Annotated in this window: 11 protein-coding genes and 1 tRNA gene; 3 read left to right on the forward strand and 9 right to left on the reverse strand. The window is 57.3% G+C overall.

What is annotated here, in order from left to right; all coding sequences use genetic code 11:
* Positions 1-71: 71 nt before the first annotated feature.
* Entirely contained in the window at positions 72-935 is an 864-nt protein-coding gene (locus D2E25_RS10080) for a biotin--[acetyl-CoA-carboxylase] ligase (protein ID WP_125982447.1), read from the reverse strand.
* A gap of 150 nt (positions 936-1085) precedes the next feature.
* Here D2E25_RS10080 and D2E25_RS10085 point away from each other — a divergent pair, with 150 nt between their 5' ends.
* Both D2E25_RS10085 and D2E25_RS10090 read left to right on the forward strand, forming a co-directional pair.
* Positions 1086-3233, forward strand: a complete 2148-nt coding sequence (locus D2E25_RS10085; RefSeq protein WP_241217173.1) for a DUF6020 family protein — start codon at positions 1086-1088, stop codon at positions 3231-3233.
* Positions 3214-4044: a PucR family transcriptional regulator gene (locus D2E25_RS10090; protein WP_125982449.1), complete on the forward strand. Its 831-nt coding sequence runs from the start codon at positions 3214-3216 to the stop codon at positions 4042-4044. The genes D2E25_RS10085 and D2E25_RS10090 overlap by 20 nt, the downstream gene beginning before the upstream one ends.
* An 89-nt stretch (positions 4045-4133) precedes the next feature.
* Here D2E25_RS10090 and rplA read toward each other — a convergent pair whose 3' ends face one another.
* From rplA to obgE, 8 genes are all read right to left on the reverse strand, one after another.
* The gene (rplA, locus tag D2E25_RS10095; RefSeq protein ID WP_125982451.1) at positions 4134-4826 is read right to left on the reverse strand and encodes a 50S ribosomal protein L1; all 693 of its coding nucleotides are present in this window, start codon (positions 4824-4826) and stop codon (positions 4134-4136) included.
* A gap of 14 nt (positions 4827-4840) precedes the next feature.
* Positions 4841-5272, reverse strand: a complete 432-nt coding sequence (gene rplK / locus D2E25_RS10100) for a 50S ribosomal protein L11 (RefSeq protein ID WP_125982454.1) — start codon at positions 5270-5272, stop codon at positions 4841-4843.
* Positions 5273-5689: 417 nt separating this feature from the next.
* A complete protein-coding gene (gene nusG / locus D2E25_RS10105; protein ID WP_125982456.1) occupies positions 5690-6502 on the reverse strand; it encodes a transcription termination/antitermination protein NusG in 813 nt (270 codons plus the stop codon).
* 28 nt (positions 6503-6530) lie between these two features.
* Positions 6531-6758, reverse strand: coding sequence for a preprotein translocase subunit SecE (gene secE, locus D2E25_RS10110; protein WP_125982458.1), 228 nt, complete (start codon positions 6756-6758; stop codon positions 6531-6533).
* A 34-nt stretch (positions 6759-6792) separates the two neighbouring features.
* Positions 6793-6868: transfer RNA gene (locus tag D2E25_RS10115), tRNA-Trp, on the reverse strand.
* A 422-nt stretch (positions 6869-7290) separates the two neighbouring features.
* A complete protein-coding gene (locus D2E25_RS10120) occupies positions 7291-8499 on the reverse strand; it encodes a pyridoxal phosphate-dependent aminotransferase (RefSeq protein WP_125982460.1) in 1209 nt (402 codons plus the stop codon).
* 221 nt (positions 8500-8720) lie between these two features.
* Positions 8721-9851 (reverse strand): glutamate 5-kinase, encoded by a 1131-nt coding sequence (gene proB / locus D2E25_RS10125; RefSeq protein WP_125982463.1) that lies wholly within the window; start codon positions 9849-9851, stop codon positions 8721-8723.
* 112 nt (positions 9852-9963) lie between these two features.
* On the reverse strand, positions 9964-11637 hold the full coding sequence (gene obgE / locus D2E25_RS10130; protein ID WP_125982466.1) for a GTPase ObgE: 1674 nt from the start codon (positions 11635-11637) through the stop codon (positions 9964-9966).
* A 433-nt stretch (positions 11638-12070) separates the two neighbouring features.
* Between obgE and D2E25_RS10135 the strand changes: the two genes are divergently transcribed.
* Positions 12071-12823 (forward strand): CTP synthase, encoded by a 753-nt coding sequence (locus D2E25_RS10135; protein WP_241217174.1) that lies wholly within the window; start codon positions 12071-12073, stop codon positions 12821-12823.
* The last annotated feature ends 167 nt before the right edge of the window (positions 12824-12990 follow it).

Raw genomic sequence — 12990 nt, forward strand, 5'->3', positions numbered from 1 at the left:
CATTGCGGGTGGCACGACTGTGATAGTCGTGCCACCCGCAATGTCTGAACGTATGGTGTAGAGCACGCCGTTTACAACACGCCAACGTCGGCGGTATGTACCGTATGCAGTTCGCCAGCATCATCGCGCACCTGCAGCGAAGCATCAGCGTTCAATGCAACAGCCGTACCGGCGAGCGTTGTCCCGTCGGTAAAGCGCGCTTCTACGCGCCGGCTAATCGTCCAGCATACGCGCAGTGCTTCATCGTGCACGGCAGCTGCCTGTGCATGCGGATCGCGCGCGAACGCGTAGAGACGATTGCGCAGTGAGCTCGCAATACGCGCGCAAATCATGTCGCGTAGCACGCTCGTATCCGGCAGATTATCAACATGCAGCTGCAATGATGTCGAGCTCGGCGTGGGGAGTCGGTCGGCGCGCAAATGCAAGTTGACACCAATGCCGATAATCAGTGCAGCACGCGGTGCCTCGGCGGTATTGGCAGCCTGCGCAGTATCGTCCAGCGGTACAAACTCCGTCAAAATACCGCCAAGCTTTAACCCGTGGCAGTAAATATCATTCGGCCACTTCAACGCAAGCGTGCAATCTGGCGCATTTGGCTTCAATCCGCATTCCTCAAGCGTGCCGCGCAGTGCGTCCAATGCTGCCAGACCGGCAATCATTGTCAGCCAACCGTTAACGTCAGCATCAGTAAGCACACTCATCGGCAGTGCGGCCACAAATGAGCAGGTCATCGAGGCGCCAGGCTGGCTCACCCACGTGCGGCCAAGTCGGCCACGGCCAGCGGTTTGTTCATCCGCTGCCACTACTGTCATGCCCACGCCGTCAGCAGGCAATGTAAGCTCACCATCACGCAACATTCTGCGCGCGAGCGCGTTAGTTGAATCCGTTTGCGCAACCGCGATCACATGATCGGCGACCGCGTTAGTACGCGGCATTCGCGGCTGTGTTCCTCTCTCCTGGTACAGCATGGCTGTTAGCTTAGTTCGCCGCGCTCTGTCTAGCGTCAATAATCCGATAATCGAAACACTTACCTACCGTTGGTATCAAAAAATTCAGCTCCACAAGGCACGCTAAAATCGCTTATCATGACCAATGCTTCCAAGCCAATTTCCAATTCCCGCGCAACTCGCCCGGTTTCTCGTGTGATATCGCGCATTGGCAGCATTGCCCGTTGGGCGTTGGCAGTAGCGGCCTGCTTGTGGATTGCATTATGCGTGGCGGTTGGGCCACTGTATTGGCAAGACTCATCCATTGCCAATTGGACTGGCACCAATTGGGCGTATTTTGCGGGCGCGTTCCTTATCGCGTTTGGCATTGTTGCAGCCCTTGTACGCTGGGCGCGCGGTATTCCCATGTTTGGTTGGATTAGCGGCAAGCATGGCGTTGAGCCGCGGCGTATTATTCCGCGATCATGGCGTGCGACTGCGCATCGTGTGGCTCTTACGCGTCCGGGAGCGATGTTGTGTAGCGTCGGCCGTGCCGCTGCCCGCTTGTGGGTGCGAGCCACGGACCGTTGGTGGAAAATCGCGCTGATTCTCTTCATTGGCTGGCTATGGGTGCCGACCACGTTGGTGTCCGCGTTTGGCGCTGATATTCGTTCGCAAGCGCGTGAGTTTAGTTGGGCGTGGAATCAGTGGACTGGATTGGAACAGCCGTACATTGGTTTCTTCTCGTTTGTGCCAATGGATATTTACCCGACTGCGCATTACATTTGGCCGGCTAATCCTACGTATTTAACTGACCAGCACAATATTGTGCTCACGGTGTTCTATGGGTCCGTGCTAGCAGTGTCGCGCTATTTTACGGAGTCGAACGACCCAGGATTTGTAGTGTTGTCGGCGTTGCAAATGCTGTTTGCTACATTCTGCTGTTCGGCAAGCGCGAATCGTTTTTTGAATTTGCCGTGGTTGCAAAACGCGCCGCATCGTCAATCGCCATCACTGCGCGGCGCGCAGTCCGGTCGCAGCAGTGCCGCCGATTTTGCGCACCCTGAGCGGCGCTCTCGAAGCGCAGCACTCCCCTACATGCCTGATTTCGCACACCCGGAGCGCGTACTGTATGCCAGCAACGCACACGCACGCTCACACGCTACTGTTCAGCGTTTGCCTGAAGGTGCTGCAGGCTGGTTTACTCGTCTGGTAATTATCCTGTTTTTCTTGCTCTGCCCGCTGGCCGTGTTTTCCACGATTTCGCTGACGAAGTCGCCGCTGTTTGCATTCTCGTTCGTGTGGTCGTTTGGCGTGTGGTATGAGCTGCATTGCACGTGGCGTGCGCCGCGCGATGGTGCGCCTATTCACCTGCGTAAACGCAGTTTTGTTGCGTTCACGTTGGCTAGTGTGGTGATGCTGGCTAGTGCTAAATACGCGTGGTACATCATCGTGTTGCAGATTGTGCTGGCGCTCGTGTCTGATTATCGCCGTTGGCGCACGTATATTGTGGCGCTACTGTTGCCGGTAATCGTGCTGCACGGTGGCGTGGTAGCGCTGACTTCAACGGGTGCGATTATCGGCGGCGACCCGATCGAGAGTCGCGGTATTCAATTGCAGCAGATCGCGCGTATCGCGCAGCGTGACCCGGATAGTATTCCGCAGTCGGCGCGCGAAGAGATCGCACCGATTTTTAATCTTGATCAGATGGCTGACGCATACTTCCCACAGGATGCTGATCCGGTTAAATCGTCCGGCATTCAGTCCAAGAAAGTCAGCTACCGTTGGCGTTCAGTCACGCCGGAGGAGATGGCTCAATTTAACGATGCTTGGTGGCAGATTGTCAAAGCGAACCCGACTATTGCTATTGACGCGTTTTTGGCGAAATGCTACGGCTACTTCAATCCGACCGACTCCCCATACGTGTCAATGGATTACTACGTAACCAGCGATTACGTGCAGCAGCAGACCGATGGTATTCAACACTGGTGCCGCCATTGGCGTATTCAGGTAGCTGATGCGGCGCGCGCATTCGGTTCGATTCCAGTGCTCGGCTGGCTAGCGCACGGCAATTTCTACGTGACGCTAACGCTGCTGATCGGCGCTGCAGAAGTGATTATGCGTCGTTGGCGCACGCTGGTTACGCATCTGCCACTGCTACTGCTGATGGGTGTGATGATTACTGCGCCAGCGAATAATTTTGAGCGTCACATGCTGCCGGTTGCGTTCGTATTCGGCTTTGCAGTCCTCACCTACTGGCGCGAATCCAATACTGAGGCTGTCGACTATGCTGGTGCCCATGAGTGATATTGACGTTTCGCGCGATAATGTCGACTTTCTTGATTTGCTCAATAGTGAGGCGGGGTCGGCACGCAGCGTTGACGAACGATTGGAGGCTGTAGTCTTCGAATGTTTGGCCAACAGTATGACCGATAGTCGCGTATCGTCGCTACTGAATGTGCTGGGTTTTCATGATGATTTTCTTTGTTTTGCGGTCGCTGGTCGCCCTGCGCACACGCTGGCTGGTACGCGCGCGTCGATTCGCAAAACAGTGCGTGATCTTGGCGGTGACGATTGCATTATCGGCTCGCATGATGGCTTGTGTGTGGCGCTGATGTCGCCGAGGGCTGCAGTCACGCCGGAGATTACTTGCACGAATGTGTTGCCTGCGTTTGATGATCGCGCCCCCGTGTGTTTGGGGCCGTTGCGGCGCGGAGTGGTGGGTGCAAGTCGTACGATTCGCGCAGCATTGTTGTCGATTCAAGCGGCGCCTGCTTTGCCGGTAGTTCCGCGGCCGATGCGCGCTGATGATGCGCTTCCTGAACGGGCACTGCTTGGCGATGTTGATGCTGCCGATGAACTCGTTAATGCGGTGTATGCGAGTCTCACTGCTTCGGGGCCGGATGATCCTACGTTGGAGACTGTGCGCACGTTTTTGCGTACTGGAGGCTCATTGGAGACCACGGCGAAGGAGTTGAGCGTGCATCCTAATACGGTGCGTTATCGGCTTAAGCGTGCTGCTGAGACTACTGGCTGGGATGCTACGAATCCGCGTGAAGCCTATGTACTGCGTACTGCTATCGCACTCGGTCAAATGCGTGAGGCTGCGGCGCGATAATTGTTGGCTGCTGATTCTGCACGTATGCAAGAACCCCTGCAATGTTATGCACATTGCAGGGGTTCTTTACGACTTACCGTTTAGTCGAATCAGGCGAGGGTCGCCGGATCAACCGGAATGCCAGGGTTCATCGTGGAGGTGATGGTCGCCTTCGTGATGTAACGGCCCTTAACGGTGGACGGCTTGAGACGCTTGACTTCGTCGGCCACAGCCTTGAAGTTCTCGTCCAGAGCAGCCTCGTCGAAGGACAGCTTGCCAATGAGGAAGCTCAGGTTGCCGTTCTTGTCCACGCGGAACTCGATCTTGCCACCCTTGATGTCCTTGACGGCCTTGGTGACGTCCATGGTCACGGTGCCGGTCTTCGGGTTCGGCATGAGGCCACGCGGGCCGAGCACGCGGCCCAGACGGCCGACCTTGCCCATCATGTCCGGGGTAGCCACGACGGCGTCGAAGTCGAGGAAGCCGTTCTGGACCTTCTCGATCAGGTCGTCATCACCGACGATGTCAGCGCCAGCCTCAGCAGCTTCGGTGGCCTTCGGGCCACGAGCGAACACGGCGACCTTAGCGGTCTTACCAGTGCCGTGAGGCAGGTTCACGGTGCCGCGAACCAGCTGGTCAGCCTTGCGCGGGTCCACGTTCAGGCGGTACACGGCTTCGACGGTCTGGTCGAAGTTGTATGCCGGCATGGACTTGAGGAGCGCGATGGCCTCATTGGCGGTGTAGAGGTTGTTGCGATCGACTCGTTCGGCCGCTTCGCGGTACTTCTTGGAACGCTTTACCATTGGTCCTTCTCCTCTCAGTCGGTAACCGTGATACCCATCGAGCGGGCGGTGCCCTCGATGATCTTCATGCCAGCTTCGATGTCACGAGCGGACAGATCAGCCATCTTGATTTCGGCGATCTCGCGGACCTGAGCCTTGGTGACGGAGCCAACCTTGTGGGTCAGCGGGTTCTCGGTACCCTTGTCGACGCCAGCGGCCTTCTTCAGCAGGGCTGCTGCCGGCGGGGTCTTGAGGATGAAGGTGAAGGAGCGGTCTTCGTAGACGGTGATCTCAACCGGGATGACCTGGCCCATCTTGTCCTGCGTCTGCGCATTGTACTGCTTGCAGAAGTCCATGATGTTCACGCCATGGGAACCCAGGGCCGGACCCAGCGGCGGGGCAGGATTGGCCTTGCCAGCCTGGATCTGGAGCTTGATCAGCGCCGAGACTTTCTTCTTGGGAGCCATTGTATGGTTCTTCTTTCTATGAAGCGGTGATAACGGCGGACGCGTTGGTTTCCCGCAGCGAACTCCTCCCGCAACCGTATGTTTGCTGTGCTGTGCTAGCAGGCATGCTTACGCATGACCCTCCAGACACAACTTTTCAATTATGCGCTTTTGTTTGGACAAAACAACCCATTACGCAAAAAGCCCGACCACACGGTCGGGCTAAAGCTTTACTTCATCAAAGAGTAAATCAAATAACGCGTGCGGAGACCGCCGTCTGAACCCGAAGGCGTGCTTAGCACGTCGAGCGGTGAAGAAAGGCGGTATACGCTCCGTTGGAGTAAATCAAATAACGCGTGCGGCCTCAAGGCGCACCGAGGGAAGGCGTGCTTAGCACGTCGACCGAGGAGCAACGCAGAGGACGCTCCGTTATTTGATTTACTGGAGTTTTTGGACTTGATTGAAGCCCAGCTCCACCGGCGTATCGCGGCCGAAAATGGAGACCAAGACGGTGAGCTTCTGGGTGGTGGGTTCGACGTCGGAGACGACGGCGGCCATGGTGGCGAATGGACCGTCGGTGACGGTGACCTGATCGCCGACGGCGTAGGAGACTTCGACGGTGCGCTTCTTGGCGGCGGCGGGCTTGTCGCCGGCCTTCTTGAGGGCTTCGGAGGCGATCATTGGAGCCATCATGGAGACGACTTCCTTACGGCTGAGCGGAGCCGGGTCCTTGGTGGGGCCAACGAAGCCGGTGACACCTTCGGTTTCACGAACGATACGACGAGCATCCTCGTCAGGCCACATGCGGATCAGGACGTAACCGGGAACGCGGACGCGGGAGATTACCTTCTTGCCCTTGTCGGTGTGCTTCTCGACTTCTTCCATTGGCACTTCAACCTGGAAGATCTTGTCTTCAAGTCCAAAGCTGGTGACGCGGGATTCGACGTTGGTCTTCACGCGCTTCTCATAGCCGGAATAAGTGTGCAGGACGTACCACTTGCCTTCAAGGGTGCGCAGGGACTTTGCAAATTCGTTAACAGCCTGCTGGCCAGCATCAGTGCCCTCAGCCTGATCAGACAGATCAGTTTCAGCATCGTCAGATTCAGCAGCGGCAACGTCGGCGGCATCAGTGGAATCAGCCTCGACAGCAGCAGCTTCCTGGTCAACTGCTGGCTCAGCAGCAGTCGTATCCGCGGAATCCGTGAAATCCGGGGTTGCGTCGAGATTCTCGAGATTCACTTCATCACTCATGCGTTATTGTCACCTTCGTGTCGATAGATCAGCCAAACACCCACAGCACGAGCTTGCCCAGACCAAAGTCCATACCCGTGACGAGGGCCATCAACAGCAACACGAAAATGAAAACAGCAAGAGACCAGAAGAACAGTTCCTTAGCAGACGGCGTCACGACCTTGCGGAGCTCGTCGATGATCTGCTTGATGAACAGGCCAATACGCATGAATACATTCGGCTTGACCGCTTTCTCCGTATTGCTTGCCTTCGCCATATTCATCCTCACATACTGTCGATTGCAACAAACTTGGCAGGGAAGGCGGGACTCGAACCCACAACCTACGGTTTTGGAGACCGTTGCGCTACCAATTGCGCCACTTCCCTAGGTGAACTCTGCCATGCTAGCGAACCTGTGTGACAGGACGCTGACGCCCGGCAAAAACCGCCAAGGCGATATAGTAGCGGATAAAATCCGATTCGTCCAATCCAACGCAAAATCCCGTGGTAAAAACCACGGGATTCCAACGTTATTACGGCATGTCTTGATTGGGGCGACAGGTACTTATCTACGTGGTGACGCTCCCCCAGTCAGCCTGCGGCTGACAGCCCCCTCAGCTGAGGGGGCCAAGGCTGCCGCGTACATGTTTAACGGCTCGAGGGCACAGCTACGCGAAGCCCACTGGGCTGTCTGCTTAACGCTGCGGTCCAGCAATTATTGACCTCGCTACGCTCGGGCTCAATGCTGCCTTCGCTCGACTATCGTCTCGCTCAGGGCTCGCCTACGCGAAGCCCACCGGGCTTCGCGCTTAACGACTCGCCCATTGCTTAAACCGCTTCATGCCTTCGGCGAGTTGGTCGTCGGCGAGGGCGTAGGAGAAGCGTAGGTAGCCGGGGGCGCCGAATGCTTCACCGGGGACAGCAGCCACGTGAGCCTCGTCTAAGAGAGCCGCGGCCAGTTCGCTCGAACTGGTGCACACTGTGCCCTTATCGCCCAGCGGGCGGTTCAGCAGACCAGTCACGTCAGCGAACGCGTAGAACGCACCAGTCGGCGTCGGGCAGGTCACTCCATCGATATCGTTCAGCGCAGCAACAATCGCCTTGCGACGTGCATCAAACGCCTCACGCATCGCATACACTGCGTCCAGCGGGCCAGAAACAGCAGCAATCGCCGCACGCTGCGACACATTGGCCACATTAGACGTCATATGACCCTGCAGCTTTGAAGCAGCCTTCGCAACCGGCAGCGGCGCAATCAGCCAGCCAACACGCCAACCCGGCATCGCGTACGTCTTCGCCACACCATTGAGCACAATCAGCTGGTCGCGGCACTCAGGCACCGCCGCGCCAATAAACGTCGTCTTAGCACCGTCATAGTTGAGGTGCTCGTAAATCTCATCGGAAATAATCCAAATGTGATGTTCAACAGCCCACTTGGCAATCGCACTAATCGTCTCCGCAGACCACACTGCGCCCGTCGGGTTGTTTGGCGAATTAACGATAATCGCCTTCGTGCGCTCGGTGCGCGCTGCTTCCAATGCGTCCAAATCCGGCTCAAAGCCACGATCGCCGCCAGCAAACACGGTAACAGGCACGCCACCAGCCAGCTTCACGGCCTCCGGGTAGCTTGTCCAATACGGGGTAGGAATGATAACCTCATCGCCATCGTTAAGCAACACTTGGAACGTTGAATACACGGCCTGCTTGCCACCGTTGGTGACTACAACCTGATCGGCACTCACCTCATAGCCGGAGTCGCGCAGAGTCTTCGCTGCGATCGCCTCACGCAGCTCAGGCAAGCCCGGAGTCGGCGTGTACTTGTAGTTCTTCGGGTCGCGGCACGCTGCAGCTGCAGCATCCACCACATAGTCAGGAGTCGGGAAATTCGGTTCGCCCGCACCAAAACCAATAACGTCAACGCCGGCGGCCTTCATTGCCTTCGCCTTCGCGTCGACAGCCAGAGTAGCGCTCGGGGCCACGTTGTTGATACGGTCGGAAAGAGTCTGCCAATCAGCCATAGTCATGGCTCCTAAGATAACCCCAGCGCACGATGTAGCGGAAGCGTGTCGCGGACGTTCCCGGGCATACAGCCGGTTTACGCCCCCATACTGGCCATATGCCCGGGTAAAGGACTGATGAGTAGGTGAGCCGCGTGCTCTTCCCCAGACCCGTTTCGAACCTGTTCCCGGGCATACGGCCAGTTTGTGGCCTTGTACCGGCCATATGCCCGGCGGGGAAGTCAGACCAGCACCAAATCGTCGCGGTGAACGATGGGATGCGCGTACTCGTCGCCAAGAAAACGCTTCAACTGCGCAGTAGTACGCCCCAGCATCTGCGGAATCTCCTCCGAATCAAAACCAGCAAGACCGCGCGCCAAATGATCACCCTGCTCGTTATCAATCCACACCGGGTCACCAGCGGAAAAATTGCCGCGCACTTCCAGCACACCCGCCGACAGCAGGCTCGCGCGCCCACCGCGCACCGCTTTCGCAGCACCCTCATCAGCTACCAGCGTGCCACGCGGTTCGGCAGCAAACCCAATCCACAGGCGGCGTGACGAACCGCGATGCTTCACCGGCGCAAACGCCGTACCCACCGGGTCACCCATCAGCGCAGGGCCAGCATTCGACGCGCACGTTAACACCGTTGGAATACCCGACACGGCTGCCACGCGCGCCGCCTCCAACTTCGTCACCATGCCGCCAGTGCCCACGCCGGACGTCGGGCCAGTAACGGTGACGTCGCCAAGAGCAGCCACCACATCAGGCACAAAGCCAATACGTCGCGCGCCTGGCTGCGATGGCGGCGCGGTATACAGTGCGTCCACGTCAGTGAGCAATACCAGTGCATCTGCACGCACCAAATTCGCGACCAGCGCAGACAAGCGATCGTTATCGCCAAAACGAATCTCATTACTAGCGAGCGAATCATTCTCGTTAATAATCGGCACAACGCCCAAATCCAGCAGACGGTCAAGCGTACGCTGCACATTGCGATACTGCGTGGCGCGAATCGTATCTTCCGCAGTAATCAGAATCTGCCCCACATGAATGCCGTACCTGCCGAACGCCATCTCATACTGCGCCATCAGCAGTCCCTGACCGACTGCCGCCGTAGCCTGCTGCGTGGCCACGTCGCTCGGGCGGGAAGCAAAGCCAAGCGGGCCGAAACCTGCGGCGATTGCGCCCGAAGATACCAGCACTACGCGCGCGCCTTGCAGAGCAGCGGCAGCCAACGCGGCAGCTAGCGCATTGAGCCGAGCCGCGTCCAAATGACCAGACGAGTGCGTCAGCGAGCTCGAACCGACTTTGACAACGATAGTCTGTGCTCCAGCGATTGCCTGCCGCACATCGGCTTCATGAACAGCCATGTTTTCCCCTTCTTCCGGCTATGAGCACAGGTCACGTTACCGCTCATTGTATGCCAACAAAAAACGGCTTCCCTGGCCAGCAACATCAGCCAAGGAAGCCATTGCTCACGGGTTACTCCGCATCGTCGCCGCGGCCGAACAGACTGGTCTCGTCGTGACGATCATCGTCCACGCTCGGATCAGCCCAGTGCCCAGCTTCACGCTCCGCCATCATTGCAGCGCGCACTGCGGCCTTCGCGTCCATCATCTCGTGATACTGACGACGGCGTTCCGTATTCGTACGACGGCGGCCGCCCGGCTCTTGACCTTCCAAGCGAAGATCCTTACCGCGCGCACCCAGCTGCGCGCCATCAAGCATTTCCGCGCCGGCCGCGATCGTCGGATCCCAGTCGAACTCCACCGCACGATTACCGCGGCCAATACGCACCTCATCGCCCGGCTTTGCGCCCTTGCGGCGCAGTTCATCCTCCACGCCCAACTTCGCTAGACGATCTGCCAGATAGCCGACAGCCTCATCATTATCGAAGTTGGTTTGCATTACCCAACGTTCAGGCTTGGTACCGGTTACTTCAAACCAGAAATCACCGTTCGCGTTCTCCTTACGCTCCACGGTGAATTCGAGCGCAGTACCACCCTCATCAGCGCGGCGACGGCGGCGACCGTTCTGCTCAAGCGGCTTAATCACTACGCGAGACTGCTCCTCGTCGGCTTCGCGACGAGCAACCTCTTCACGCATTTCAGTCACCATTGCAGCCAGCGCAAAGTTCAGTTCCTTCAAGCCCTCATGCGAGGCTGTGGAAATTTCGAACACGCGCATGCCCATCTTCTCAAATTCAGGGCGCACAAAATCAGCCAGTTCCTTAGCCTCAGGTACGTCAACCTTGTTGAGCACGATAATGCGCGGACGCTCCGGAATCGGAATCGCACCCAGCGGCAGCTCCAGCTTGTCGGCGTACTCAGCCAGCTCATGTTCAAGCGCGTGATAGTCGGACACTGGATCGCGATCAGGCTCCAGCGTTGCGCAATCGATCACGTGAGCAATGATTTCCGTACGCTCAATATGGCGCAAGAACTCAAGGCCCAAGCCCTTGCCCTGCGAAGCGCCAGGAATCAAGCCCGGCACGTCAGCGATCGTGTACCGATGATCGCCAGCAACCACCACACCCAAATTCGGCACCAACGTGGTGAACGGGTAATCAGCGATTTTTGGCTTTGCAGCGCTCATCGCGGCGATCAAACTTGACTTACCAGCCGACGGGAAGCCTACCAGTGCAACGTCAGCGATCGACTTGAGTTCGAGAATAACATCGCGCTCTTCGCCCAGTTCGCCCAGCAGTGCGAAGCCTGGCGCACGACGTGTACGATTTGCCAGCGCAGCGTTACCCAAACCGCCAGCACCACCTGCCGCAGCTACAAAACGGTCGCCAGCGTGACGCAAATCAGCCAGTACCTCACCCGGGTGCTTCGGACGACCTTGAGCGCCCTTAGCTTCGAAAATCACGGTTCCCGGGGGAACCGGCAAAATCAGGTCAGCGCCCTTAGAGCCGTCTTTCACATCGCCCAAGCCCATCGTGCCATTGCCAGCATTGCGATGTGGCATAAAACGATAATCCAGCAAGCTGGTGGCGTTCGTATCGGCTACAAAAATCACCGAACCACCATCGCCGCCGTTACCGCCGTTCGGGCCGGCGAGCGGCTTAAACTTCTCGCGCCTAATGCCAGCGGAACCATTGCCGCCGTCGCCGCCCTTGACATGGACGGTTACTCTATCCACAAAATCACTCATAGTATTCTACTCTACCGATTGGGGGTGATGGGTTTGCGGGCTGGGATGGACGTTTCGGCCAATTCGAAGCGCGAAATAGGACATGTTGGCCCGTCAAAACGTTCCTTTGGCGCTTCGAATCACCGAAAGCGTCCATTTCAGCCCGGATTTTCACCGGCTGTGGCTTAGCTCACTCACTACGAACGACGCCCCATACCGCTTGGGGCTTAACGCAAGCGTCTACACTTGATACATGGGGACACATCACTCGGTTGAAATACTCTTCGACACCGCGCAACGGGGGCGACGGTGCGCTGTTCCGTACACTGACACGGACATCAAGGCAGTTTCACGCCGCGTACGCGCAGGAACAATAAAGCGTGTATATCGAGGCCTTTACGCACGGCAGCAATACTGGGATGCGCTCAATCCTCATGAACAAATCCGCCATATCGTGCGCTCTTTGGCTCAGCAGCATCCAAACTGGATTTTCTGCGGACCAACGGCTGCAATCATGTACGGACTAGATTGCTCGTATCGCTATCTGCTACCAATATGCATTGTCGCCAAACCGGGCACCCATATTCGCAATACCCCGCAACTAGCCCATTACGCGATGGCGTATCCCGAAATCGCCACTGTCGATGGGATTCGCATCACCGGATTGCTCCGTACCTTATTCGACTGCGCAGTCAAACTGCCGCTACGCTTCTCGCTTGGCCCTCTCGACTCAGCTTTACGGAAACAATTAGTGGGAAGACCTGCGTTAGCTGCATATCCGCATACTGTGAAATACACGAGGAATCGCAAGGCTGCATTGCGAGCATTTTCACTAGCTGATGCACGCAGCGAAAACGGCGGGGAATCCGAAGCACGAGGGGTGTTGGCAGAGCTCGGCTACCCGGTTCACGATCTTCAAACGACTTTCTCATGTTTGACGTACCCCTCACGCTCGCATCGCGTCGATTTCCTGTGGGTGCGCGAAGACGGCACGAAAGTTGCTGGCGAGTTCGACGGTGTTCGCAAATTCGTGGATCCTGAAATGACCTCGAATCAGGATATTCGTGCGGTGGTGGCACAAGAGCGAGAACGAGAACACTGTTTGGAACAGCAACAAGTTGACGTCGTGCGCATGTTCTATGACGAGCTCAACAGGCCGAGCCAGTTGGCCGCAAAGCTTCAAGGCAAACGCGTTCCGCACGCCTGATGCTGCTCGTCTTTCAGGTTCAGACGTCCAATGTGCACGCTTGCCCCTCCTAATTACGGGCTGAAATGGACGTTTCCAGCGATTCGCAGTACGAAATAGGACGCTTCGAAGCTTCAAAACGTCCATTCGACACTGCGAATCGCTGGAAACGTCCATTTCAGCCCGTA

Source organism: Bifidobacterium goeldii (genome assembly GCF_003951095.1).
Taxonomy (GTDB): Bacteria; Actinomycetota; Actinomycetes; order Actinomycetales; family Bifidobacteriaceae; genus Bifidobacterium; species Bifidobacterium goeldii.